The organism is Duganella vulcania (assembly GCF_009857655.1).
Lineage (GTDB): Bacteria > Pseudomonadota > Gammaproteobacteria > Burkholderiales > Burkholderiaceae_D > Rugamonas > Rugamonas vulcania.
In genome coordinates, this window is record NZ_WWCX01000042.1 from 1 (window position 1) to 23,793 (window position 23,793).

Sequence of the window (23,793 nt, forward strand, 5' to 3'; positions counted from 1 at the left end):
TACTCACCCGTTCGCCACTCGCCGCCAGGTTGCCCCGCGCTGCCGTTCGACTTGCATGTGTAAGGCATGCCGCCAGCGTTCAATCTGAGCCAGGATCAAACTCTTCAGTTTAATCTCTGTTTATTTGCTACTTTCGTAGCACCGTGATTTCTCACGGGTCGCTCACTCAAAATACTGACAGGCCACTATTTTCATAGCGCCTATTTCATTACTTTTTGTGAACATTTGATATTTTAAGTATCAGCAGAACTAGTCTGCTGCGCACCTTCATCAAACGTCCACACTTATCGACTGTTAATTTTTAAAGAACTTTATTCGGTACTGCGTTTGCTGCGAAGCGTTGTGTCCGTCAGCGAAGAAGAAAGAGTATGAAGCGTTTAGATCGTTTCGTCAACCCCTTCTTTTTTCTCGTTTCACTCAGCAACATGTGCTGTGTTCTGCGAGGGGGCGAACTATAGCAAACGAAAATGAATTCCGCAAGTGCTGCGCCGCAACGCGTGGCCGCCCTTCCCCTATCTCCGCCTCCCATCCCCGTTATTCTGCAGACTGTCGCATGGGATTAGCTCCCATGCCCACAATCCCTTACAGTTGCATCGTCCCAATAGCTTTGCCCAATAATAGTTGATCGCTAAGCTACACTTGCCGCTTGCACGACAATTCATAGAACGAAAGCCTCACATGTTTCCGATGCCTAAAACCCAAGACACCCTGAAAACCGCCGGCGCCTGGCTGCACCGCGGTTTCGATGCGACCGCTACCTGGGTTACTCAACTGTCGTGGTGGAAGTTCCTGGTCTTCGCGGTGCTGACGCTGATCGCCGGCTCCATCCTGCAGGACGAGCTGTTCTCATCCAGCCCGGACGAAGAAGTCGTGATCAAGAACGACAAGCATCCCAAGCGCAAAAACGGCGACACCAATATCCTGATTGACGACAGCGGCATCCACTTCAACCCGCGCGGCAAGATCCGCAACAAGGATGCCGACAAAACCGATAAAAACGACTCCGACTCCAGCAACGAAGACAGTAATTCGCCCCACGTCCCGCCGGTAGCGCCACCGGCCGAACCCGCCGACGCGGCGCCGGCAGCGCCGCCAGCCCCTCCGGCCCCGGCCGCAAAAATGGGCAAGCCAGGCGCGGCATCCGTCCCTGCCCTACCCACCCTGCCGGGCGAGGAAGTCCACATCGACCTGCCGCCGCAGATCGGCGAAGAACTGTCGAACGCCATCGAAGAAGCGGTCGACGACGCCGCCGAGCAAAAAGTCACCCGCTACCACCGCCAAGCCTCGACCTGGTTCAAGAGCTTCGTCTCGCTGCTGGTGCTCGCGCTGTTCGGCACCAAGGCGCTGATGGGCGGAAAAAAACGTGCCGAGGCCGAAACCCTGACCGCCAACGCCGCCGTCGAACGCGAATCCATGCAGCGCCAGCTCAGCGAAGCGAAGATGCAAATGATGCAAGCCCAGGTCGAGCCGCACTTCCTGTTCAACACCCTGGCCTCGGTCGAGCACCTGATCGAAACCGACCCGCCGCGCGCCTCGGCCATGCAACGCAGCCTGATCAAATACCTGCGCGCGGTGCTGCCGCAGATGCGCGACAATGCCCTGATCACCAACCTGGGCCGCGAAGCCGACATGGTGGTGGCCTACCTCAACCTGCTGAAAATGCGTATGGAAGAACGCCTGACCGTCGACTTCGACATCCCCGACGGCCTGCGCACCGCCGCCTTCCCGCCGATGATGTTGCAATCGATGGTGGAAAACGCCATCAAGCACGGCCTGGAAGCGAAGCCCGAGGGCGGCACGCTGAAAGTACGCGCCGACGTGGCCCACAACAAGCTGCGGGTGATCGTCACCGACAACGGCCTCGGCTTCGGCGCCGTGCCCAGCGACGGCACCGGCCTGGGCCTGATGACCATCCGCGAACGCCTGAAACTGCTGCACGGCGACCAAGGCCAGCTGCTGATCGCCGCCAACAGCCCGAGCGGCGTCATCGCCACGATCGAAGTCCCGTACCAGCTGTCCAAATAAGATCGATTGATTATTACAGCGATTCGTTGAATAATTAATTGTTTAAATAATTAACATTGCAGAATACACCCACATGCCTACAGCAATCATTGCCGACGACGAACGTTTGATGCGCGACCAACTGCGCATGCGCCTGGGCCAGGTCTGGCCCGAGCTGGAGATCATTGGCGAAGCCAAGAATGGCGATGAGGCGATCGAACTGGTCGACCAACTCAAGCCGGACTTCACCTTCCTCGACATCCGCATGCCCGGCAAGACCGGCATGGAAGCGGCCACGGTCATCGGCAACAAGAGCCACATCGTGTTCGTGACCGCCTACGACGCCTACGCGGTCGAAGCCTTCGAACGCGGCGCGGTCGACTACGTGCTCAAACCGCCCGAGCAGGAGCGCCTGCAGATCACGGTCGACCGTCTCAAGACCCGCATGAGCAAGCCAGGTGCGGCCGCCGACGTCAATGCCAGCGTGACGGCCATGCTGTCGCAGCTGGCGGAGAAGATCGCCACGCCCAAGCCCACCTATCTGCAGTGGATCCAGGCCAGCATCGGCCAGGACCTGCGCATGATCCCGGTCGAGGAAATCCTGTTCTTCCGCTCGGACGAAAAGTACACCTGCGTGCAGACCGAACGCTACGAAGCGCTGATCCGCAAGCCGGTGCGCGACCTGGCCGAGGAGCTGGACCCGGCACTGTTCTGGCAAATTCACCGCGCCACGCTGGTCAACGTCAACGCCATCGAGGGCGTAACGCGCGACATCCGCGGCCGCCACCTGGTCATGATCAAGGGCAAGCCGGACAAGCTGGAAGTGAGCCGCAGCTTCCTGCACCTGTTCAAGCAGATGTAATACCGCCGCCGACGTCCCGCACGTCTGCGGCATATCAAACCCTAGCCACGCGCTTGCTTTAGTGTGACTCCACGCGGCCGCCGGCCGCATGGAGGCGTGCATGGGGCGAACCCGATCACTACTGTTACTCACCGGCGCCATCGCGCTCGCCAGCCGGCTGTCCTGGCGCATGGGCTGGCAATGCGCGCGCACCGCCGCCGCCCACAAGCGCAGCCGCGGCATCATCCAGCACGCCAACGATGCCATCATTTCCACCGACGAGCGCCAGCGCATCCTGCAAGCCAACCCCTCGGCGGCCGCCATGTTCGGCACCACGGTGCAGGCGATGGAGGGCGCGCCGCTGCAGCAATTCATCCCGCGCGACCAGCGTCTGAGCAACGAACCGGCCTCCACCCGTTACTTCGGCAACACCGGCATCCGCCTGCGTATGAAAGGCCGCCGCGCCAGCGATTATGCGGTGACCGGACTCAAGACGGGTGGCCAGCACTTCCCGCTGGAGGGGTCGATCTCGTCGCTGGCGGAAAACGGCCACCGCATCTACACCATCATCCTGCGCGACATCACCGAGCGCAAGCTGGTGCAGGAGCAGCTGGAACAATCCTATTCGCAGCTGCGCGAACTGTCGGCCGCGCTGCAGACGATACGGGAAGAGGAACGCAAGCACATCGCCCGCGAACTGCATGACGACCTGGGCCAGCTACTGGCGACGCTGCGGGTGGATCTGGCGCTGCTGCAACAACAGCACAACAACGATGCGGCGGCCCGCAAGCTCCAGGCCGGCATGGACGAGCTGCTGATGTCGGCGATCACGTCGCTGCGGCGCATCGCCAGCAATCTGCGCCCGCGCGCGCTCGATGAGGGAGGCTTGTATTTTGCACTGGAAAGCTTGCGCCAGGAGTTCGTCGCGCGCTACGGCATCGCCTGCACGCTGGACGCGAATGAAGAAGACTTGATACTGGACGACGCCTACAGCACGGCCATCTTCCGCATTGCGCAGGAAGCGCTGACCAACATCACCCGCCACGCCGAGGCGAGCAAGGTCATGCTGTCGCTGTATCGCGTTGACGGACAGCTGAAAATCACCATCCACGACGACGGCCGCGGCATCGCCGAAAAGGACATGGACAAGGCATCGTCCTTCGGCCTGATCGGGATGCGCGAACGCGTCTGGGCACTACACGGCGACATCTCCATCGTCAGCGACGGCGGCACCCGGATCACGATCCGGCTGCCGCTGCCACCTCAGGAAAACGCCGCCTGATCCCGCTTAGAACGCGTGACGGATGCCGACGTTGAAGGCCTTGTCGCCGCTACCAGGTTCGTTGTTGTTACCAACGGTGTAGCCGGCGCCGTTCTTGTTCTTGATCTTGGCGTAGGCAACATACATGCCGGTACGCTTCGACAGCGAGTACAGGTAGCCCAGCGCCCACTGGTCGGCGTCCTGGTTGTTGACGGTCTTGTCGTTCTTGCGGATGTACGAAGCCATGATGGTGCCGCTCGGAGCGACCGGCACTTGCACGCCGATCAGCAGGTCGTTGCTGTCGATGCTGGCTTTAGGCGCCACGGCGTAGCCGTAGGCGTTGGCCACCGGCAGTGCCGCGCTGTTCACGCCCTTGTCCGCGCCGTAGGCGAAGAAGGCTTTGACAACCTGGAAGTCGTAGTTGATCGCGAACAGGGTGTTGCGGCCGGTGTCCTGCAGCTTGGCAGGGGTCGCGCCGACGGCGGCGGTGTCGTTGTTGCGGTTGTTGTACACCAGGCGCGCGTTCAGCGGACCGTTGGCGTAGTTCAGGCCGAAGCCGAACTGGCGGCCGGCGGTCGAGCTGCCAGCCTGCTCGCCCAGCGAGTACAGGCCTTCGGCGCTGAAGCCTTCCATCACCGGGGTCGCGTAGACCAGGGCGTTGCTGGTGCGGGTGTTCGCGCCGGCGGCTGGGAACAGGTTCTTGATGCTGCCAGCGTAGCCTGCGCCGAACGGGTCGGCGACCTGGCTCATGGCGTTGTACAGCATGGTGTATTGACGGCCGATGGTCAGGGTGCCGGCGTCCTTGCTCTTCAGGCCGACGAAGGACTGGCGGTTGAACAGGGCGCTGTCTGCGTTGTCCAGCTTGCCGTCATCCACTTTCAGGCCGGTTTCCAGGGTGAAGATGGCCGACAGGCCGTTGCCCAAGTCTTCGGTGCCGCGGAAGCCCAGACGGGACTGGCCGCCGATACCGCTGGTGACTTTGGTCACGCTGCCTGCAGCGCCGCCGCGCTCGCTGACCAGGCCGGCATCGACCAGGCCATAGATCGTGACATTCGATTGAGCATGTGCCTGAGCTGCGAAACCGCCGATGATCATTGCTACCAGAGTAAGTTTTTTCACTTGATGTTCTCTACTTGAGGTTGAAAGAAGTAATTGCATGTAATGAATCTACGCGGCGTATCTTGCCTATCAATTACTTCAACAATGTGACATCGACCATTTGTTGTAAATCAGCATCAATATAAAAAAAGCCGCTAAAAGCGGCTTTTGACGGGAATGCTTATTTCAACCGGCAACTGAGCAGGTAGTAATACTCCAGCCGCTCGACGCGGATCTGCCGCGCCGACGTGGCGAAGCGCTTGCGCAGCGTGCTGTCGGTCAGGTAGTTCTTCATCACTTCATAGCGCTGGCCGTCGTCTGCGGTCAGGATCTGGAAGGTATTGCCTTCCAGGTCAGTGCGGGCGAACACCATGCTGTTGCCATCGACATAAGACTCATCCAGCAGTACCAGCAACACATCCTTGCCCAGCTTGGCGCGCAGCGTCTTCAGGTATTTTTCCTGGTCTTCACGCTTGACGTGCGCCCACAGGCCGGCCGCGAACACCGCCGTGTACTTGCCTTCCAGGCCGTCCGGCAGGTTGAAGGCATCCATCACGCCGAAGCTCACCACATCCTCGTCCAGGCCGCGGGTTTCGGCCAGCGCGATCATTTCCGGCACCAGATCGGTGGCGTGCACCGATTCCGCCACTTCCGCGATCAGGTCAGTCCAGTAAGCGGTGCCGCAGGCCAGCTCCAGCACTTTGTGCCCCTGGAACAGCTCGGCGACCATTTCCTGCAAGTCATCCAGATCGTCGAAGCGCTCTTCCTGCGCATAGACCTGGTCATAGTTGTCGGCGTTGACGGCATAAAATTGTGCCAACTGATTGGTAATCATGTCTTACTTTCTAATTTACAGTTCGTAGTGTTCTTTTTCACCGCTCATGGCCTGCTCGATCAACTTGCGGTTGAGCGTAGGCGTCAGCAGTTCAATAAAGGTGTAGATATAGCTGCGCAGGTAAGCCCCCTGCTTGACCGCCACCCGCGACACATTCATGCCGAACAGGTGGCCCACAGGGATAGCGCGCAGGTTCTTGTCGCGCTCGGCATCGAAGGCCATGCCCGCTATGATACCAATCCCCATGCCCAACTCCACATAAGTCTTGATCACGTCGGCGTCGATGGCTTCCAGCAGCACGTCCAGCTTCAGCCCGCGCAGGGAGAAGGCATGGTCGATCTTGCTGCGGCCGGCAAAGGCGCCATCGTAAGTGATAATCGGGAATGCGGCAATTTCTTCCAGCGTCACCTGCCTGGATTTGAGCAAGGGATGGTCCGGCGACACCACCACCACGTGCTCCCATTGATAACATGGCAAGGTTATCAAGCCGGTCACGCCGGCAATGGATTCGGTGGCGATCGCCAGGTCGGCCTGGTCGCGCTGCACCATCTCGGCGATCTGCTGGGGATTGCCTTGCAGCAATGATAACCTTACCTTGGGAAACTTCAGCATGAAGGCCTGCACCACCTTCGGCAGCGTGTAGCGCGCCTGCGTGTGTGTGGTGGCGATGGTAAAACTGCCGCTGTCCTGGGCCGCATATTCCTTGCCGATGCGCTTGAGGCTGTCGATCTCCTGCATAATGAGCTCTACCGATTCCAGCACCAGCCGCCCCGGTTCGGTCAGGCCGCGGATGCGCTTGCCGTGCCGGGTGAAGATATCGACGCCCAGCTCCTCCTCCAGCTCGATAATCGCCTTGGAAACGCCGGGCTGCGACGTAAACAGCGCCTTGGCGGCATCGGTCAGGTTGTAGTTCTGGCGTACAGCTTCGCGCACGAAGCGCAGTTGGTGAAGGTTCATTGCAGATCCAGGCCCATCATAAATTATTAACGTGCATGCTTATACCCAATACGTATATAAGCAAATAAAGACTAAGTCGTATGGAATAAAGACGAAGTTTATTACTATTAGCGCTAGTTTGGGGGTTCTAGCAAGCGACTATCTAGGAAGAATATGTATCAATACGACCAATATGACCATCTCATCGTCCGCGAACGCATCGCCCAGTACCGGGACCAGGTGCGCCGCCGCCTGTCCGATGAGCTGACCGAAGCCGAATTCCTGCCGCTGCGCCTGCAAAATGGCCTGTACATGCAGCGCCACGCCTACATGCTGCGCATCGCCGTGCCGTACGGCCTGCTGGCGTCGAAGCAAATGCGCATGTTCGCGCAGATCGCCCGCAAGTACGACCGTGGCTATGGCCACTTCACCACCCGCCAGAACATCCAGTTCAACTGGATCGAGCTGGAACAGACCCCGGACATCCTGACCGACCTGGCCTCGGTGGAGATGCACGCCATCCAGACCTCGGGCAACTGCATCCGCAACACCACCTCCGACCCGTTCGCCGGCGTGGCCGCCGACGAGATCATCGATCCGCGTCCGTACGCCGAGGTGCTGCGCCAGTGGTCCACCTTCCACCCTGAATTCATCGCCCTGCCGCGCAAGTTCAAGGTCGCCATCAACGGCGCCGTCGAGGACCGCGCCGCCATCGCCGTGCACGACATCGGCCTGACCGTGGTGCGCAATGACGCCGGCGAGATCGGCTTCAAGTTCATGGCCGGCGGCGGCATGGGCCGCACGCCCATCCTGGGCAGCGTGATCCGCGACTTCCTGCCATGGCAGCACCTGCTGACCTACACCGAAGCCGTGATGCGCGTGTATAACCAGTACGGCCGCCGCGACAACAAGTACAAGGCCCGCATCAAGATCCTGCTGAAGGCCATCGGCGTCGAGGAATTCACCCGCCAGGTCGAAGCCGAATGGGCGGACCTGAAGGACGGCCCGGAAACGCTGACCGTCGAAGAGATGCAGCGCGTGATCGACTACTTCCAGCCGCCGGCCTACAAGCAGCTGGACGACAGCGACGTGGTCGCGGCGCACGCCGGCAACAAGGCCTTCGCCAACTGGGTCAACCGCAACGTCAAGCCGCACAAGCAGCCCGGCTACGCGGCCGTGGTGCTGTCGCTGAAGAAGACCGGCGTGCCGCCGGGCGACGCCACCGCCGAGCAGATGGACTTCATGGCCGACCTGGCCGACCGCTACAGCTTCGGCGAACTGCGCGTCACGCACGAGCAGAACATCATCCTGGCCGATGTCGAGCAGTCGCAGTTGTACACGCTGTGGGAACAGATCAAGGCCAAGGGCCTGGCGACGCCGAACATCGGCCTGCTGACAGACATGATCTGCTGCCCGGGCGGCGACTTCTGCTCGCTGGCCAATGCGAAATCGCTGCCGATCGCCGCAGCCATCGCGGAGCGCTTCGACAATATCGACTTCCAGCATGACATCGGCGAGATCGAACTGAATATCTCCGGCTGCATCAACGCCTGCGGCCACCACCACGTCGGCAGCATCGGCGTGCTGGGGGTCGACAAGGACGGCAGCGAATGGTATCAAGTGTCGATCGGCGGCGCGCAGGGCAACAACGCCGCCATCGGCAAGATCATCGGACCGTCGTTCTCCGCGCTGCAGATGCCGGAGGTGATAGGCCGCCTGCTGCACGTGTATGTGCGCGACCGCTACGAAGGCGAATCGTTCGCCGACTGCGCGCAGCGCCTGGGCATCGCGCCGTTCAAGGAATTTGTGTACGCCACGCCGATCGTCGAAGCCGGTCGCCTGGTTGGAGAGGATGAATATGTCTGAAGCAGTGAAGAACCTGATCATCAAGGGCCATGAAATCGTCGAAGACGACTGGCTGGTGCTGCGCCTGGCCGAGCCGGTCGATGGCGCGCCCAAGCACGACCCGGCCACCATCGCCGTCCCCGAGGGTAAATTCATTGTTCCGCTGAGCCTCTGGCTGGTGCAGCGCGAGCTGCTGGCCGCGCGCGCCGCCGCCGGCGAGATCGGCGTCTGGATCGCCAGCGACGAGCGCCCGGAAGCATTGAAGGACGACCTGTCCAAGCTCGCGCTGATCGCCGTCGACTTCCCCAAATTCACCGATGGCCGCGGCTACTCGATCGCCTACAACCTGCGCACCCGCCTGGGCTGGACCGGCGAACTGCGCGCCATCGGCGACGTGCTGCGCGACCAGCTGTTCTCGATGCGGCGCGTCGGCTTCAATGCCTACGCCACGCGTCCGGACCGCAGCATCCACGAAGCGCTGAAAGGCCTGTCCGATTTCTCGGAGACCTACCAGGCGTCGGTGGACCAGAAGGTGCCGCTGTTCCGCCGCCACGCCCGCAATGTCGGCGTCGGCGCCAACAACGACGGCTTCGGCATCTGAGGGAGCGGCGATGAGCGACATGAACAAGCTGATTGCGGACACCCGCGCCACGCTGGACCGCATCGTCAAGGATCACAGCCCGGCGGTCTTCGCCTCCAGCCTGGCGGCCGAAGACATGGTGCTGACCGATTTGATCCTGAAATCCAAACTGGATATCGGCATCTTCTCGCTTGAGACCGGACGCCTGCATCCCGAGACGCTGGCCATGCTGGACCGCGTGAAGGAGCACTACGACGGCTACGAGATCGCGCTGTACAAGCCGCAGCCGGAAGCGGTCGACGCCTACGTCGCGCAGAATGGCCTGAACGCTTTCTACGACAGCGTCGAGATGCGCCGCGAGTGCTGCCGCATCCGCAAGGTCGAGCCGCTGGGCCGCGCCCTGGCCGGCAACAAGGCATGGGTGACCGGCCAGCGCCGCGCGCAATCGGCCACCCGCACCTCGCTGATGGTGGAGGAGGACGATCCGGCCCACTTCATGACCAAGTTTAATCCGCTGGCCGACTGGTCGGAGCAGGACGTCTGGAACTACATCCGCGACAATAACGTGCCGTACAATGCACTGCACGACCAGGGCTATCCATCGATCGGCTGCGCACCCTGCACGCGCGCCATCGAACCGGGCGAAGACGTCCGCGCCGGCCGCTGGTGGTGGGAGAATCCGGACTCGAAGGAATGCGGCCTGCACATGGTCGATGGCAAACTGATACGCATTAAATCCGTGGCGGCTTGATAAGCCCGCGCCACACAGAAAAAATAGGCATAGTCCATGAACGCTATTGTTGAAAACCCCGCCGCGCATGCAACGCAAATGAACTCGCGCCACCTCGACGCACTGGAATCGGAAGCGATCCACATCATGCGCGAAGTGGCGGCCGAATGCAGCAACCCCGCCCTGCTGTTCTCCGGCGGTAAAGACTCGGTGGTCCTGCTGCGCATCGCGGAGAAGGCTTTCCGTCCCGGCAAATTCCCCTTCCCGCTGGTGCACGTCGACACCGGCCACAATTTCGAGGAAGTCATCACCTTCCGCGACAAGCGCGTGGCCGAACTGGGCGAACGCCTGATCGTCGGCTCGGTGGAAGAGTCGATCAAAAAAGGCACGGTGCGCCTGCGTAATCCGCAGACCGATTCGCGCAACGCCGCGCAGGCGGTCACGCTGCTGGAGACCATCGCCGCACATGGCTTCGACGCCTGCATCGGCGGCGCCCGCCGCGACGAAGAGAAGGCCCGCGCCAAGGAGCGCATCTTCTCCTTCCGCGACGAATTCGGCCAGTGGGATCCCAAATCGCAGCGCCCGGAACTGTGGGACCTGTATAACACCCGCGTTCATCCGGGCGAGAACATGCGCGTGTTCCCGATCTCGAACTGGACCGAGCTCGATGTGTGGCAGTACATCGCCCGCGAAAAGCTGGAACTGCCGCCGATCTACTTCGCCCACGAACGCCAGGTCATTCCGCGCAACGGCCTGCTGGTGCCGCTGACCGACCTGACCCCGGCGCGCGAAGGCGAAACCGTCGAGACCCAGGTGGTGCGCTTCCGTACCGTCGGCGACATCTCCTGCACCTGCCCGGTGTCGTCGGATGCGGCCACGGTGGAGCAGATCATCGCCGAAACCGCGGTCACGCAAATCACCGAACGCGGCGCCACCCGGATGGACGACCAGACCTCCGAAGCATCGATGGAAAAACGTAAAAAAGCAGGATACTTCTAAATGAACGCACTGAATGAGAATCTGACTGAGCGCGGCCTGCTGCGCTTCATCACCGCCGGTTCCGTCGACGACGGCAAATCCACGCTGATCGGCCGCCTGCTGTTCGACAGCAAAGGCATCTTCGCCGACCAGCTGGACGCCATGTCGCGCTCCAAGCACAAGCGCACCGTCGGCGAAGCGGTCGACCTGTCGCTGCTGACCGACGGCCTGGAAGCCGAACGCGAACAAGGCATCACCATCGACGTGGCCTACCGCTACTTCGCCACGCCCAAACGCAAGTTCATCATCGCCGACACGCCGGGCCACGAGCAGTACACCCGCAACATGGTCACCGGCGCATCCACCGCCGACGCGGTCATCATCCTGATCGACGTGTCGAAAGTGAAGCTGCGCGAGGACGGCGGCGTGGACCTGCTGATCCAGACCAAGCGCCACTCGACCATCGCCCACCTGCTGCAGATCGAGCACGTGATCGTCGCCGTCAACAAGATGGACCTGGTGAACTACGACCAGGCCATCTACGACCGCATCGTCAAGGCTTACGGCGAATTCGCCGCGAGCCTGGGCCTGAAGGACATCACGCCGATCCCGCTGTCCGCCCTGACCGGCGACAACGTGGTCGACGCCAGCGAAAAACTGAGCTGGTACAAGGGCCCGACGCTGATCGAGCTGCTCGAATCGCTGTCCGTCTACGAAGAATCGCACAACGCGCCGTTCCGCTTCCCGGTGCAGCTGGTGGCGCGCCACAATGGCCACGAAGCCAACGACTTCCGCGGCTACATGGGGCGCATCGAAGCCGGCAAGGTGTCGGTCGGCGACAAGCTGGTGGTACAGCCGTCCGGCCAGAGCGCGACCGTCAAGGACATCGTCACGCTGGAAGGCTCGCACCAATCGGCGGTGGTGGGCCAGTCGGTCACGCTGCTGCTCAACGAATACCTGGACATCTCGCGCGGCGATTTGCTGGCCAGCGCGGCGCAACCGGCCACCCTGCTCAAGCAGCTGAAGGCGGACGTGTGCTGGATGTCCGACGAGCCGCTGGACCAGCGCCGCAAGTACTGGATCAAGCATGGCACCAAGCAGACCTCGGCCAAGATCACCGGCATCGAATCGCTGTTGGATATCAACACGCAACAGCGCCACAGCGCCGAAGGCCTGAAGCTGAACGATATCGCCCGCATCGGCCTGACCGTGCAGCAGCCGCTGGCGGCCGATGCCTACGACGACATCCGCGCGACCGGCGCCTTCATCCTGATCGATGAAGTCACGCACCAGACGGTGGCGGCGGGCATGATCCGTCTCGGCGAGTAAGGCAGCAGGAACAGCGATGGCATCCCGTGGAAAAGTCTACCTGATCGGCGCCGGCCCCGGCGCCCAGGACCTGATCACGCTGCGCGGCGCGCGCCTGCTGGCGCAAGCCGACGTGGTGCTGCACGACGCGCTCGTGACCGCGGAGATGCTGGAACTGTGCCCTCAAGCCGAAAAAATCCTGGTCGGTAAACGCTACGGCCAGCTGTCGGCCGCGCAGCAGTTCATCAACAAGCAGATGGTGGACTACGCGCACAAGGTGCAGCTGGTGGTGCGCCTCAAGGGCGGCGACCCGATGCTGTTCGGCCGCGCCGACGAGGAACTGCGCGCGCTTGAAGAAGCCGGCATCGAGGTCGAAGTCGTCCCCGGCATCACCACCGCGCTGGCTGCGGCGGCGGCCAGCAAGCAGCCGCTGACCAAGCGCGGCGTGGCGCGCAGCGTCGCCTTCTTCACCTCCTCCACCGCGCCGGAGCACTCGACGCACGACGCCATCCCGGACACCGACACGCTGGTGCAGTACATGGGCGGCCGCGAAGCCATCGCCACGGCGGAACGCCTGCTGGCGCAGGGCCGCCGCCCCGATACGCCGGTGGTGGTGATCGAAAACTGCAGCCGGCCGGACCAGCGGATCCGCCGCCTGACCATCGCCTCGCTGGCGCGCGGCCTTTGCGCCGCCCACGGACCGGTACTGGTGATGCTGGGCGAAGCGATGACCACCCGCCCCCACCAGAACATCGAACACCCGCAACTCCCTTCAGCTGAAGAGCAACTGCGCGCCTGATCCGTAATAGAATGTCCATACACACCAACCGAGGTAGCGATGGACACTGTTCAAGAAGTGCTGGAACGCGCGTGGAAGGCCCACTCCGAGGGCGCCTTCGATAACGCGCTGGCCGACTATATCTGGCTGTTCGACGCCAGCGCGGCCGACGCCGACAGCGCGCCGCTGCGCCTTTCCTACATCCTGAGCGCCTGGGCCAAGCTGGCGGAAGAGCACCTGCCGGCGCGCCATGCGCTGGTCGAGCTGCGCGACCGCGACAGCCAGCGCCTGCTGGCGCAAACCGGCGATGCCAACGTCGACGCCGCCGCGCTGTTCAACGACATCCGCGCCATCAACGACAAACTGGGCGACCTGCAAAACACCTGGCACCTGTTCCAGCAACTACCGGAAGCGCTGGCCGCGCAATGCGCCCGCTCGGCGCTGCCGTCGCTGATCGTGTGCGGCGACTACGCGCTGGCCAGGCGCCACTTTCCGCACCCGGAGCAGCACCTGGCGCAAGCCGCCGCCCTGCTCAACGAACGGCGCGCCGGCCTGAACGTGCTCACCACCGACGGCATATCCGCGCTGCTGGCCGAGGTGTACAACTACGTCACCGAGCTGGCGCTGGTACTGGACTTGCTGGCCGGCTGCGGCGATACTGCTGCGGCGGAAGCGGCGCGCGCACAGGCGGTGACGCTGGTGCAGTCGCCCGAAGCGCGCGCCTGCGTCCAGGCGGAACTCGACGCCCCCGGCACGACGCTCGACGCCATGATCGAACTCGAAAACTCATCAGCGACCGAATAGTGAAAACAAACTGCGCCAAGACCCTGCTCCTCCTCGCATTGATGCCGGCCGCCGCCGGCGCATTCGCCGCCATCCCGACCTACGACTTCAAGATCGTCCACACCTATCCGCACGATCCGCAGGCCTTCACCGAGGGCCTGCTGTACCGCGACGGCTTCCTGTACGAGAGCACCGGCCTGAATGGCAAATCGTCGATCCGCAAAGTGGACCTGGAGACCGGCAAGGTCCTGAAAACCAGGGATATCCCGCCGCAGTACTTCGGCGAGGGGCTGACGGTATGGAAGGACACCCTGGTCGGCCTGACCTGGCAAACGCAGACCGGCTTCGTGTTCGACCTGGCCACTTTCGAGATGCGCGGCCAGTTCGCCTATCCCGGCGAGGGCTGGGGCCTGACGCAGAACGGCAAGGAACTGATCATGAGCGACGGCACGGCCACGCTGCGCTTCCTAGATCCCAAGACCTTTCTTGAAGTGCGCCGCGTGAAGGTGACGGCGGACGGCATCCCGGTCGACCAGGTCAACGAGCTTGAAGTGGTGGGCGACGAAATCTACGCCAACCTGTGGCACACCAACACCATCGCCCGCATCGACCCGGCCAGCGGCAAGATCACCGGCTGGATAGACCTGGGCAAGCTGTATCCGGCCGCAGGCAAAGGCCTGAACGGCGAGAACGTCATGAACGGCATCGCATGGGACGCCGAGAAAAAGCGCCTGTTCGTCACCGGCAAGCTGTGGCCCAAGCTGTACGAGATCAAAATCGTACCTAGGAAGTAAACAGCGCGATCAATTCGTCGGCCACCGCTCGCACCGGCGCGGCCCGGCGCACATCTTCATGCATGACGATCCAGAGCTTGCGCCTGACCGGGCAGGCCGGCGCGTCGATGGCGACCAGGCCGCCACGCTGCATCGCGGACAAATATTCGGGCAGCACCGCGACCCCGCAGCCGGCCAGCGTGGCCTGGTACAAGGCGCCCAGGTCGTTGGAACGCAGGCAGTAACGGCGCCCGTCGCGTATCTTCTCCAGCCATTGCTGCTGCGGCGTGTCCTGCATCAGCTCATCGTAGCCGGCGAACTCCCATTGCTCCGGCGTGCGCGCAGCCAGATAGTCCGCGCTGGCATACAGGCGATAAGCCACCGTCGTCAGCGCCCGCACCACCAGCCCCGGAGCTTCGGGGCGCCTGAAGCGCAGCGCGATGTCCGATTCGCGCCGCATCAGGTCCGTCTCGCGCGACTCGCCGCGCAAATCCAGTTCGATGCCAGGCAGGCGCACTAACGCAGGCTTCAGGCGCGGCGCCAGCAGGTAGGCCGCCAGCGCCGGCGGCGCCGATACCCGCACTTTGCCGTTCAATTGCGCAGCGCCGCTGGCCGCCCGCATCAGCCCATGCAGGCTCTCTTCCATCATGCGCGCGTGCGGCACCAGCGCCCTGCCGGCCGCCGTCAGCGACCAGCCCCTGGGAAAACGGTCGAACAGCGTCACCGCCAACGCCGCTTCCAGCGCCTCGATGCGCCGCGCAACGGTGGTGTGTTCGACGCCGGCCGCACGCGCGGCGCCGCTCAACGTGCCGGCGTCGTGCAGCGCAAGGAAGTAGCGGAGGTGGTCCCAGTCCGGTTGGTTCATTGTGCAATTATGCACACATATTGGGAAAATTTCGCCAATTTCGCTCAGACGGTTTTGCCGTTATCGTGACCGTATCGCCACCAGGGAGACCGCCATGAAACTGCTGAACCGATTATTTTGCCTCGTCATGTGGGTGCCGGCTACACAGGCCGCCGGCGCCGCGCCGGACTGTCCGCTGGCCGGTACCTGGACGCTGGTCGCCGCCGACCAGCTGCTGCCGGACGGCACGCGCGTGCGCGACTACGGCGAAGCGCCCGCCGGCCTGATGATGATTGACCGGCAGGGCCGCTACAGCGTGCAGATCTACCGCTCCGACCGGCCGCGCTTCGCCGGCGGCGACAAGAAGAGCGGCACGCCAGCCGAATTCGAGGCTGCCGTTCTCGGGTCGAGCACGCACTTCGGCACCGTCGCCGTCGACAGCGATGCGCGCACGCTGACCTTCAGCATCGCCAGCGCGGCCTTTTCAAATTGGGAGGGAACGCAGCAGAAGCGCAGCTACGAATTGAACGGGGATGAACTCAGCTACCGCGTGCCGGCCAGGCCGGACGGGCATATTCCGCTGTCAGTCTGGCGCCGCCTGCGCTGACAGGGAGTCCACGCAATAGTCGGCCAGCGCATTGAGCACGGCCGCGTTCTCGCCGGCCGCCCCCACCACGTTGATGCCGACTTGCGGATGATCGATGCGCAACTGGTCGATCATCAGCGGCAGGTCGCGCAGCACATGGCCGCCCTGCCCCAGGAACACCGGCACCACGGTGATCTGCGTGATGCCGTCGGCGGTCAGCTCGGCCACCAGCGCCGGCAGCTGAGGCGTCATCAGCTCAAGGAAGGCCAGCGACACGCGCACCCCGGGCGTGCGCGCCTGCGTCAGCTCGCGCAGCCGCTCGAACGGCGCCGCCCAGGATGCGGCGCGGGCGCCATGAGCGAAAAGGATCAGGGCTTGCTTGGTCATTGCTAATGTCGCTCCACCCACCACAAGGCCCCAAGGGCCAGCAGCAGGAATAATATACTTGGCGCGATCGCCGTGACGATCGCAGGGAAGGCGCTCAGCATGCCCAGGTGGGAGAACAGGGAGTTCACCAGCTGGAAGCTGACGCCGATCATGATACCGACAAAGATCTTCAAGCTCACGCCGCCGCTGCGCGTGTGCAGGTAGCCGAACGGCAGCGCCAGCGCCATCAGCACGAAGATGGCCAGCGGGTCGAACAGCTTTTTCCAGAACGCGATCTTGAAGCGCTCCGTCTCCTGCTTGTTCTCCTGCAGGTGGCGGGTGTAGACGGCCAGCTCGTTGGCCGACATGCGCTCGGGATCCGAGCCGGCCACCGACAGGATCTTCGGCGTGACCTCGGACAGCAGGTCCTTGGTGGCGCTGTGGCGGGTTTCGATCAGGCTGGTGTCCTGGGCGAAGTTGTTGGCCAGGTTAGCCTCGCTGCCCGGCTTGAGCAGCGCTGGATTGGTGAAGATATTTTCCGTCACGTCCGACAGCTGCCAGCTGTTGTTGCCCTTGAAGGTGCCCATCTTGGCCAGCGTGATCGAGCGCAGCCGGAAGCTGGTGTCGAACTCGTAGAGCTTGACGTCGACCAGCGTGCCGTCCGGCTGCACCTGGCGCACGTTGAAGAAGCGCGAGCCGGTCACGGTCCCGCTCATGCCGTCCGACTTGACGATGTCCTTGGTCCACAGCCCGGAGCGGAACTCCGACGAGATCGCGGCGCCGCGCGCGCTCAACTTGATTTTCTCCGCCAGCGGCGCGGTGCGCGGCGCCACCAGCTCGCCGAAGATGAAGGTGACGATCACCAGCACGAAGCCGATCTTGGCCAGCATCCATCCCACCATTCCGGTCGACATGCTGGCCGCGCGCATGATGGTGAACTCGGACGTCGCCGCGAACTGCGCCATGGTGTAGATGGTGCCGATCAGCGCCGCCAGCGGCATCACCTCGTACACGTGGGCCGGCAGGCGCACCAGCACATACAGGAAGGCGTACTGGATGGTGTAGCCGTTCTTGCCGACCGACGGCAGCTCGCCCGTCAGGTCAAAGAACGCCTGCAGCGCCAGCAGGGCGACCACCAGGAATGCCACCGCCTGGAAAATCGTGACGGCGAAATAGCGTTGCAGGATCTTCATGGCGATACGGCTTTCTTGTCAGCGGCGCGCGAGCGCTTCAGCGCCGCCAGCAACGCCAGCGGATGGTAACGATGGTTGAGATTGAGGCGCCACGCGAACAGCGCGACCACCAGCAGCATGACGATCAGGTGCAGCGGCCACCAGGACAGCGCGAAGACCGATTTGCCCTGCTTGACGTTGGCCTCCACCAGCTTGACCAGATTGCTGTAGCTGAAGAAGATCAGCACCGCGATGATCAGGTTGGCCGAGCTGCCCGCGCGCGGATTGACAAAGCCCAGCGGAATCGCCAGCAGTATCAGCACCAGGCAGGTGACCGGCGAGGCGATGCGCCACAACAGTTCCGCGCGGCCGGCCGGCGTGGCGTCGTACAGCAGCTCCATGATCGGCACGGCGGCGACATTGCGCTCGGACTCCAGGTCCTGGGTCTGGTTGGTCACGCGCATGCTGTAGCTTTCGAACTCCATGGTCTGGAAGTCCGACTGGCCGGGCGTGCCCTGGTAGCGGCGGCCGTTCTTGAGCACCAGATAGCGTTCGCCCTTGGCGCCGGTGTTGACGACGCCCTCGCGCGCGACGATGACAGCGGTGCCGTGTTCGTCGATCGTGTTGACGAACACGTTCTGCACCACGGCGCTCTTGCCGGCCACGCCTTCAACGAAGAAGATGCGGTTGGCCGATGCCGACTCCTTGAACTGGCCCGGCGAAACCTTCTGCAAGTCCTCGCGCTTTTCGAAGCGCTCCACGTACTCCGAGCTTTTCTGCTTGGCCCATGGCGTGGCGATGAAGCTCAGCGCCGCGGTGGCCAGCACCAGCGGCAGGCCGAAGACCAGCACCGGCGCGATCCAGCGGGTCAGGCTCAGCCCCGAGGCGAACCACACCACCATCTCGGAATCGCGATAGGTGCGCGTGACGACCATCAGCACCGAAATAAAGCTGGTGAGGATCACAAGAGTTGGCAGATAATTCAAGGCTGCGAAAGCGATCAGCGCGAGCACGTCGCCGGAGGCCACCTTGCCGCCGGCGGCCATGCCGAGGACAGTGATCAGGGTCCAGGTGACGCAGATGCTGAACAATACGGTGAAGGTGGCGCCGGCGGCACTTGCCATTTCACGTCTCAAGGCGCGTTGAAAGATCATTCGAAAGTTATAATTCGGTAGTTAAGGGCCTCACTGGGCCACAAGTTTAAATAACAGCCTGACAAACAGGCTGGCAATTCGTACACGACACGGAGAATCAAATGGACTTTAGCATAAAAGCATTCGACACAAAAAACACCATCGCTTCGGCCAAAGCCGGCGTTGTCGCCGTCGCGGTCTTTGAGAACAAGAAGCTGTCGCAGGCCGCCAAGGCGCTGGACGGTTCCGGTGAAATCACGGCTGCGCTGAAGTCCGGCGACATCTCCGGCAAGGCCGGCACCACCCTGCTGCTGCGCGGCGCGAAAGGCGCGAGCGCCGAGCGCGTGCTGCTGGTGGGCCTGGGTAGCGACGATGCCGTCAGCGAGAAGAATTTCGCCAGCGGCGTGACCGCGGCGCTGAAGGCTTTCTCCGCGCTGGGCGCGAGCGACGCTATTATCGCACTGCCGATGACCGAAGTGAAAGAGCGCGATGTGAATTGGGCGATCCGCTGCGTGGTGCAAAGCGCGCACGAAAGCGTGTTCCGCACCGACGGCCAGAAGAGCAAGAAGGATCCTGCGCCGGCCGGCGTGAAGAAAATCGCGCTGGCGGTCCCGAACACCGCCGCCACCAAGCTGGCGCTGGCCCAGGCCGTGGCGATCGCCAACGGCATGGACCTGACCAAGGAACTGGGCAACCTGTCGGCCAACGTCTGCACCCCGACCTACCTGGCCAACACCGCCAAAAAACTCGGCAAGGACTACAGGTTCGACGTTGAAGTGCTGGACCGCAAACAGCTCGAAGCGCTGAAGATGAACAGCTTCCTGTCGGTGACCAACGGCAGCGAGCAGCCGCCGAAGTTCATCATCCTCAAGCACATGGGCGGCAAACCGAAGGACGCGCCGGTGGTGCTGGTCGGTAAAGGCATCACCTTCGACACCGGCGGCATCTCGCTGAAAGCCGGTCCTGGCATGGACGAGATGAAGTACGACATGGGCGGCGCCGCCTCGGTGCTGGGCACCTTCCGCGCCATCGGCGAGATGAACCTGAAGCTGAACGTGATCGGCGTGATCGCCGCCTGCGAGAACATGCCTTCCGGCCGCGCCACCAAGCCGGGCGACATCGTCACCTCGATGAACGGCCTGACCATCGAGATCCTCAACACCGACGCCGAAGGCCGCCTGGTGCTGTGCGACGCGCTGGCCTACGCCGAGCGCTTCAACCCGGCCGCGGTGATCGACATCGCCACGCTGACCGGCGCCTGCATCGTCGCCCTGGGCCACCACAAGAGCGGCCTGTTCACGCGCGACGACGAGGTGCACAACAAGCTGGCCGACGAGATCATGGCGGCCGGTAAGGCAGCAGGCGACACCGCGTGGCGCCTGCCGATCGGCGAGGAGTACAACGAGCAGCTCAAGTCCAACTTCGCCGACCTGGCCAACATCGGCACGCCGGGCGGCGCGTCGTGCACCGCTGCGGCCTTCCTGGAGAACTTCACCCGCAAGTACACCTGGGCGCACCTGGACATCGCCGGCACCGCATGGAAATCGGGCGGCGCGAAAGGCGCTACCGGCCGCCCTGTGCCGCTGCTGTCGAACTTCCTGATCAACCGCGCGTAAGCACGGTCAGAACTCTTCCCACCCTTCGGCGCCGGCTGCCATGCGGCCGCGCGCCAGCCGGTCCGGCGCCGGCAGGCTGGCCGGCTTGGCCGGCGCCCTGCGGACCAGGGGCAGCACCGCCGCCGGTGCGCCGGCGCGTCCTCCTTCCAGCTTGAACACGCCAACCATCTGCACCAGTCCCGCCGCCTGATCCTGCAAGGACGCGGCGGCGGCGCTGGCCTCCTCCACCAGCGCGGCATTTTGCTGCGTCACCTCATCCATCTGCGTAATGGCCTGGCTGACCTGGTCGATGCCTGCGCTCTGCTCCTGCGTGGCCGTGGTGATCTCACCCATGATGTCGGTGACCCGCTGGATGCTGTCAACTATGTCGCCCATCGTGGCGCCGGCCTGGTCGACCAGCTTCGATCCCGCCTCCACCTTCTCCACCGAATCACCGATCAGCACCTTGATTTCGTGTGCCGCCGCCGCGCTGCGCTGCGCCAGGTTGCGTACCTCGGTGGCGACGACGGCAAAGCCGCGTCCCTGCTCGCCGGCACGCGCCGCCTCCACCGCAGCATTCAGCGCCAGGATGTTGGTCTGGAAGGCGATGCCGTCGATGACGCCGATGATGTTGCCGATCTTGCCGGCCGATTCGTTGATCGAGCCCATGGTGCCGACCACCTGCGCCACCACGTCGCCGCCCTTGAGCGCGATGGCCGATGCCGACATGGCCAGGTCATTGGCCAGGCGCGCGCTGTCGGCGTTCTGCTTGACGGTCGACGCCAGTTCGTCCATCGACGACGCGGTTTCCTCCAGCGCGGCGGCCTGCTGTTCGGTGCGCGAAGACAGATCGAGATTGCCGGCCGCGATCTGCACCGACGCCGATTCGATCGCGCCGGAACGGTCGTGCACCTGGCCGACGATGCCGGCCAGGCTGTCGCGCATGGTCTTCATCGCGAACACCAGGCTGGAGCGGTCCTGCGGCGCGGTGTCGATGGCGACACTCAGGTCGCCGGCCGCGATGCGCGTGGCGATGCCGGCCGCATACGCCGGTTCGCCGCCCAGTTGCCGCAGCAGGCTGCGCGTGATCAGCACCGCCGCGATAACGCTGCACAGCAGCGCCAGCGCGCCGAGCACCAGCATCAGCGAGCGGGTTTCCTGGTAGGCCTGCTTGATGGCGGCCGCGCCGTCGACGTTTTGTGTTTCCTCGATGGCGGCCAGTTCGCGTAGCAGCTCCCACCACTTTTTCTGCACCGGACGGAACTCGAAGCGCAGCAGTTGATAGGCCTCGCTGTTTTTCTTTTCCTGGATCAGCTCCTTCGCCTTGGCGATGAAGGGCGCGGCCAGCAACGCCTGAGCGCGGATCTTGGCGTACAACGCGGCCTCCTCGGGCGTGGCGCTGTTGTGAGCGGAGAACATCTCGCCCAGCTTGTTCTGCACTTCGTCGTATTTATCGCTCTGCGCCGCGATGCGCTTGAGCTCGATCTGGATCTCGTCCCGCTGATCCTCGGGCAGCAGGATCAGGTTGCGCAGCGCCAGCGCGCGCTCGGTCACCGTCAAATCCATTTTCGCCACCAGCTTGGACTCCACGCTGTTGACGTCGACGATCTCGTCCACCCGCTCCTGCATGCGCCCCATGCGCAGGATGCCGAACATCGTCACGATGGCCAGCAACAGCGCCACCAAACCAAACCCCATGCCCAACCGTGTTACCACCCTCATGCCCGAATCACGCATACACCGCCTCATATCTGTAACAATTAATAATATTTACACATTCAACATTACTAATAGTAACAAATATTGCCGAGTGGCAAATGTAGGAATTTTCCTATTCAGGCATAGGAATTGGACTACTGTAGTAGGAATAATCCTACACGCACGGCGTGGCGACGGCTCAGTACAGCGTCACGCCGGCGGCCGGCGGGGGCAAGCCATCGCGCTGGGCATCCGCGTGCATCACCACCGTCAGCGTGGCCGGATAGTCGTAGCCGGCGCCGGTGTTCTTGTCGATGAAATAGCCCACGCCGGCGGTCAGCACCACATTGCCCCACAGGTTGCCGTCCGCCTTGGAGTCGACCTTTTCGTAGGCCCACGCGGTGCCCTCCTTCTGGCAATCGATGCGCAGCGGGGCGGAGCTCTTGCGCAAGGTGACGCGCGCGGGCGTGGTCACAAACCATTTGCCGACGTCGTTGTACAGCACGCAGCCGACACCGGCGATTTCGCGGTGGTCGAGCACGGTTTGCACCAGCACGTTTTGTTGGGTGGTTTCAGTCAGGGAAGCGCAGCCGGACAGCAAGGCCAGCAGCGCGGAGACGCCGGCAACGGGGCGGAAATACATGGTCTGCCTCAGGGTTAGTGGGTCAGACCAGTGTAGCAGCCCGCAAGCGGATCTATATGGTCAATCAAGGGGCGTAAAGCGTTGCACTTTTACGCCATCGACTTCCAGGATTTCAAAAAACACGTCTTTCGGCCGGGTCCAGATGGAACCGTTGGCGGCGCGATAAACGATCATGGTACTCAGATCGGATTCCAGGGTGGCCTCGCACACCAGCTCGTAGAGGCCCCCTTTGTAGTGCCTGAAACGCATCCGGGATCAGGCGTTATGCCGTTCCGGTGCGGCAGCCGCAGTGCGAACATCCGCCTGCTCCTGCTGCTTCTTCTTCAGACCCTGTACCACTTTCAGGATGTCGTCCATGCCGCGTTCGCCGCCCAGGGTGGAGAACGCATCCAGCACTTCGTTCAGCACCTGGTTGCGCACCGCAGCCTCGTCGGAATTGATGACAGGCGGCCGTTGCACGGCGGCCTTGGCCTTCTCCAGCGCGGCGGCTTCCTTTTGCGCGGCGGTCTTGCGGCCGCCAGGCGTTTTGCCGTGCTCTAACGCGGCCTGCCAGATGACCCAGCGGCGTTGCGTTTCAAAAACCAGGTATTCTTCTGGTTTGTCTTCCCGGCGTCGGACGATGTGACCGTCTTTCTGCGCCCACGTCTCAAATGCAGCTCGCATTTTTTTATTCCTTTGTAAATGCGCTACGCGCAATTCACTGTTAAAACCACAAGTAATTTCCGTATAGTACCATTTATTGTTAAACCACAACACTAAAATGACCCCGGCCAGCTACTATTTTTAATTGCGTTGCGGAAATACAAGTTCTCCGCGTAATTTGTATCAGTATATTTCTCTTTTGCTTACTTTGTCTTTATTTACCGTTCTATTTTGACAACAACGAGACACTCCTAGCAATTATTTTTTGATTTCACACATTTTGCAACATTTTAGGCGCTGTCAGTGCGCGCACGAAAGAGTTTTTCATGTTTTTTTATAAAAATCGTCAAATTAACAATCTCAT

General features: G+C 62.6%; 24 protein-coding genes and 1 rRNA gene. 13 read left to right on the top strand and 12 right to left on the bottom strand.

Annotation, left to right across the window (positions count from 1 at the left end):
* A 16S ribosomal RNA gene (locus GTP90_RS20575) occupies positions 1-111 on the bottom strand; the annotation flags it as partial.
* 567 nt (positions 112-678) lie between these two features.
* Here GTP90_RS20575 and GTP90_RS20580 point away from each other — a divergent pair.
* The 3 genes from GTP90_RS20580 (at position 679) to GTP90_RS20590 (ending at position 4,127) form a co-directional block, all read left to right on the top strand.
* Positions 679-2,025, top strand: coding sequence for a sensor histidine kinase (locus GTP90_RS20580; protein ID WP_161085290.1), 1,347 nt, complete (start codon positions 679-681; stop codon positions 2,023-2,025).
* Between the two features lie 73 nt (positions 2,026-2,098).
* Positions 2,099-2,866, top strand: a complete 768-nt coding sequence (locus tag GTP90_RS20585; protein ID WP_161085291.1) for a LytR/AlgR family response regulator transcription factor — start codon at positions 2,099-2,101, stop codon at positions 2,864-2,866.
* A gap of 100 nt (positions 2,867-2,966) precedes the next feature.
* Positions 2,967-4,127 carry a sensor histidine kinase gene (locus GTP90_RS20590; RefSeq protein WP_161085292.1) on the top strand — a complete coding sequence of 387 codons (1,161 nt, stop codon included), beginning with the start codon at positions 2,967-2,969 and terminating at the stop codon, positions 4,125-4,127.
* Between the two features lie 6 nt (positions 4,128-4,133).
* Here the strand turns inward: GTP90_RS20590 and GTP90_RS20595 are convergent, their stop codons facing one another.
* From GTP90_RS20595 to GTP90_RS20605, 3 genes are all read right to left on the bottom strand, one after another.
* On the bottom strand, positions 4,134-5,225 hold the full coding sequence (locus GTP90_RS20595) for a porin (protein ID WP_503826772.1): 1,092 nt from the start codon (positions 5,223-5,225) through the stop codon (positions 4,134-4,136).
* Between the two features lie 160 nt (positions 5,226-5,385).
* Positions 5,386-6,039: a class I SAM-dependent methyltransferase gene (locus GTP90_RS20600; protein ID WP_161085293.1), complete on the bottom strand. Its 654-nt coding sequence runs from the start codon at positions 6,037-6,039 to the stop codon at positions 5,386-5,388.
* A 15-nt stretch (positions 6,040-6,054) separates the two neighbouring features.
* Positions 6,055-6,996, bottom strand: coding sequence for a CysB family HTH-type transcriptional regulator (locus tag GTP90_RS20605; RefSeq protein ID WP_161085294.1), 942 nt, complete (start codon positions 6,994-6,996; stop codon positions 6,055-6,057).
* Between the two features lie 153 nt (positions 6,997-7,149).
* Between GTP90_RS20605 and GTP90_RS20610 the strand changes: the two genes are divergently transcribed.
* The 8 genes from GTP90_RS20610 to GTP90_RS20645 are packed head-to-tail and all read left to right on the top strand — an operon-like array spanning position 7,150 to position 14,771.
* Entirely contained in the window at positions 7,150-8,841 is a 1,692-nt protein-coding gene (locus tag GTP90_RS20610) for a nitrite/sulfite reductase (RefSeq protein WP_161085295.1), read from the top strand.
* Complete coding sequence (locus GTP90_RS20615) at positions 8,834-9,421, top strand: DUF934 domain-containing protein (protein WP_161085296.1); 588 nt, start codon at positions 8,834-8,836, stop codon at positions 9,419-9,421. The genes GTP90_RS20610 and GTP90_RS20615 overlap by 8 nt, the downstream gene beginning before the upstream one ends.
* A 10-nt stretch (positions 9,422-9,431) precedes the next feature.
* Positions 9,432-10,151, top strand: coding sequence for a phosphoadenylyl-sulfate reductase (locus tag GTP90_RS20620; RefSeq protein ID WP_117014593.1), 720 nt, complete (start codon positions 9,432-9,434; stop codon positions 10,149-10,151).
* 36 nt (positions 10,152-10,187) lie between these two features.
* On the top strand, positions 10,188-11,129 hold the full coding sequence (cysD, locus tag GTP90_RS20625) for a sulfate adenylyltransferase subunit CysD (protein WP_161085297.1): 942 nt from the start codon (positions 10,188-10,190) through the stop codon (positions 11,127-11,129).
* Complete coding sequence (locus GTP90_RS20630) at positions 11,130-12,437, top strand: sulfate adenylyltransferase subunit 1 (protein WP_161085298.1); 1,308 nt, start codon at positions 11,130-11,132, stop codon at positions 12,435-12,437. It begins immediately after the preceding gene.
* 16 nt (positions 12,438-12,453) lie between these two features.
* The gene (gene cobA, locus GTP90_RS20635; RefSeq protein WP_161085299.1) at positions 12,454-13,215 is read left to right on the top strand and encodes a uroporphyrinogen-III C-methyltransferase; all 762 of its coding nucleotides are present in this window, start codon (positions 12,454-12,456) and stop codon (positions 13,213-13,215) included.
* 39 nt (positions 13,216-13,254) lie between these two features.
* Positions 13,255-13,998, top strand: a complete 744-nt coding sequence (locus GTP90_RS20640) for a hypothetical protein (protein WP_161085300.1) — start codon at positions 13,255-13,257, stop codon at positions 13,996-13,998.
* On the top strand, positions 13,998-14,771 hold the full coding sequence (locus GTP90_RS20645; RefSeq protein ID WP_371875098.1) for a glutaminyl-peptide cyclotransferase: 774 nt from the start codon (positions 13,998-14,000) through the stop codon (positions 14,769-14,771). The genes GTP90_RS20640 and GTP90_RS20645 overlap by 1 nt, the downstream gene beginning before the upstream one ends.
* Here GTP90_RS20645 and GTP90_RS20650 read toward each other — a convergent pair.
* Positions 14,761-15,615, bottom strand: a complete 855-nt coding sequence (locus GTP90_RS20650) for a LysR family transcriptional regulator (RefSeq protein WP_161085301.1) — start codon at positions 15,613-15,615, stop codon at positions 14,761-14,763. The two genes, GTP90_RS20645 and GTP90_RS20650, sit on opposite strands and share 11 nt — an antisense overlap.
* A gap of 94 nt (positions 15,616-15,709) precedes the next feature.
* On the opposite strand from GTP90_RS20650, the gene GTP90_RS20655 reads away from it, so the two are divergent.
* Positions 15,710-16,201, top strand: a complete 492-nt coding sequence (locus GTP90_RS20655; RefSeq protein WP_161085302.1) for a lipocalin-like domain-containing protein — start codon at positions 15,710-15,712, stop codon at positions 16,199-16,201.
* Here the strand turns inward: GTP90_RS20655 and GTP90_RS20660 are convergent.
* Genes GTP90_RS20660 through lptF form a run of 3 tightly spaced genes read right to left on the bottom strand, consistent with a single transcriptional unit; the run spans position 16,178 to position 18,842 of the window.
* Complete coding sequence (locus GTP90_RS20660; RefSeq protein WP_161085303.1) at positions 16,178-16,567, bottom strand: sirohydrochlorin chelatase; 390 nt, start codon at positions 16,565-16,567, stop codon at positions 16,178-16,180. The genes GTP90_RS20655 and GTP90_RS20660 overlap by 24 nt on opposite strands.
* Positions 16,568-16,569: 2 nt before the next feature.
* Positions 16,570-17,739: an LPS export ABC transporter permease LptG gene (gene lptG, locus GTP90_RS20665; protein ID WP_161085304.1), complete on the bottom strand. Its 1,170-nt coding sequence runs from the start codon at positions 17,737-17,739 to the stop codon at positions 16,570-16,572.
* Positions 17,736-18,842, bottom strand: a complete 1,107-nt coding sequence (lptF, locus tag GTP90_RS20670; protein WP_254451967.1) for an LPS export ABC transporter permease LptF — start codon at positions 18,840-18,842, stop codon at positions 17,736-17,738. Before lptF ends, lptG begins: the two co-directional genes overlap by 4 nt.
* A 131-nt stretch (positions 18,843-18,973) precedes the next feature.
* On the opposite strand from lptF, the gene GTP90_RS20675 reads away from it, so the two are divergent.
* Positions 18,974-20,467, top strand: coding sequence for a leucyl aminopeptidase (locus GTP90_RS20675; RefSeq protein ID WP_161085306.1), 1,494 nt, complete (start codon positions 18,974-18,976; stop codon positions 20,465-20,467).
* A gap of 6 nt (positions 20,468-20,473) precedes the next feature.
* On the opposite strand, the gene GTP90_RS20680 is transcribed toward GTP90_RS20675, so the two are convergent.
* The 4 genes from GTP90_RS20680 to GTP90_RS20695 all read right to left on the bottom strand — a co-directional run bounded on the left by GTP90_RS20680 (position 20,474) and on the right by GTP90_RS20695 (position 23,543).
* Positions 20,474-22,168: a methyl-accepting chemotaxis protein gene (locus GTP90_RS20680; RefSeq protein WP_371875099.1), complete on the bottom strand. Its 1,695-nt coding sequence runs from the start codon at positions 22,166-22,168 to the stop codon at positions 20,474-20,476.
* 175 nt (positions 22,169-22,343) lie between these two features.
* A complete protein-coding gene (locus tag GTP90_RS20685; RefSeq protein WP_161085308.1) occupies positions 22,344-22,787 on the bottom strand; it encodes a hypothetical protein in 444 nt (147 codons plus the stop codon).
* A gap of 60 nt (positions 22,788-22,847) precedes the next feature.
* Positions 22,848-23,036: a DUF1653 domain-containing protein gene (locus GTP90_RS20690; RefSeq protein WP_161085309.1), complete on the bottom strand. Its 189-nt coding sequence runs from the start codon at positions 23,034-23,036 to the stop codon at positions 22,848-22,850.
* A 6-nt stretch (positions 23,037-23,042) separates the two neighbouring features.
* The gene (locus GTP90_RS20695; protein ID WP_371875100.1) at positions 23,043-23,543 is read right to left on the bottom strand and encodes a phiTE_015 family protein; all 501 of its coding nucleotides are present in this window, start codon (positions 23,541-23,543) and stop codon (positions 23,043-23,045) included.
* Positions 23,544-23,793 lie beyond the last annotated feature (250 nt).

Coding starts and splice junctions, on each gene's coding strand:
- GTP90_RS20620 (WP_117014593.1), top strand. CDS start 9,432: ATGAGCGACATGAACAAGCTGATTGCGGACACCCGCGCCACGCTGGAC.
- GTP90_RS20660 (WP_161085303.1), bottom strand. CDS start 16,567: ATGACCAAGCAAGCCCTGATCCTTTTCGCTCATGGCGCCCGCGCCGCA.
- cobA (WP_161085299.1), top strand. CDS start 12,454: ATGGCATCCCGTGGAAAAGTCTACCTGATCGGCGCCGGCCCCGGCGCC.
- GTP90_RS20605 (WP_161085294.1), bottom strand. CDS start 6,996: ATGAACCTTCACCAACTGCGCTTCGTGCGCGAAGCTGTACGCCAGAAC.
- lptF (WP_254451967.1), bottom strand. CDS start 18,842: ATGGCAAGTGCCGCCGGCGCCACCTTCACCGTATTGTTCAGCATCTGC.
- GTP90_RS20610 (WP_161085295.1), top strand. CDS start 7,150: ATGTATCAATACGACCAATATGACCATCTCATCGTCCGCGAACGCATC.
- GTP90_RS20675 (WP_161085306.1), top strand. CDS start 18,974: ATGGACTTTAGCATAAAAGCATTCGACACAAAAAACACCATCGCTTCG.
- GTP90_RS20690 (WP_161085309.1), bottom strand. CDS start 23,036: ATGCGTTTCAGGCACTACAAAGGGGGCCTCTACGAGCTGGTGTGCGAG.
- GTP90_RS20650 (WP_161085301.1), bottom strand. CDS start 15,615: ATGAACCAACCGGACTGGGACCACCTCCGCTACTTCCTTGCGCTGCAC.
- GTP90_RS20640 (WP_161085300.1), top strand. CDS start 13,255: ATGGACACTGTTCAAGAAGTGCTGGAACGCGCGTGGAAGGCCCACTCC.
- GTP90_RS20585 (WP_161085291.1), top strand. CDS start 2,099: ATGCCTACAGCAATCATTGCCGACGACGAACGTTTGATGCGCGACCAA.
- GTP90_RS20590 (WP_161085292.1), top strand. CDS start 2,967: ATGGGGCGAACCCGATCACTACTGTTACTCACCGGCGCCATCGCGCTC.
- GTP90_RS20630 (WP_161085298.1), top strand. CDS start 11,130: ATGAACGCACTGAATGAGAATCTGACTGAGCGCGGCCTGCTGCGCTTC.
- GTP90_RS20655 (WP_161085302.1), top strand. CDS start 15,710: ATGAAACTGCTGAACCGATTATTTTGCCTCGTCATGTGGGTGCCGGCT.
- GTP90_RS20600 (WP_161085293.1), bottom strand. CDS start 6,039: ATGATTACCAATCAGTTGGCACAATTTTATGCCGTCAACGCCGACAAC.
- GTP90_RS20615 (WP_161085296.1), top strand. CDS start 8,834: ATGTCTGAAGCAGTGAAGAACCTGATCATCAAGGGCCATGAAATCGTC.
- GTP90_RS20685 (WP_161085308.1), bottom strand. CDS start 22,787: ATGTATTTCCGCCCCGTTGCCGGCGTCTCCGCGCTGCTGGCCTTGCTG.
- lptG (WP_161085304.1), bottom strand. CDS start 17,739: ATGAAGATCCTGCAACGCTATTTCGCCGTCACGATTTTCCAGGCGGTG.
- GTP90_RS20680 (WP_371875099.1), bottom strand. CDS start 22,168: ATGAGGGTGGTAACACGGTTGGGCATGGGGTTTGGTTTGGTGGCGCTG.
- cysD (WP_161085297.1), top strand. CDS start 10,188: ATGAACGCTATTGTTGAAAACCCCGCCGCGCATGCAACGCAAATGAAC.
- GTP90_RS20580 (WP_161085290.1), top strand. CDS start 679: ATGTTTCCGATGCCTAAAACCCAAGACACCCTGAAAACCGCCGGCGCC.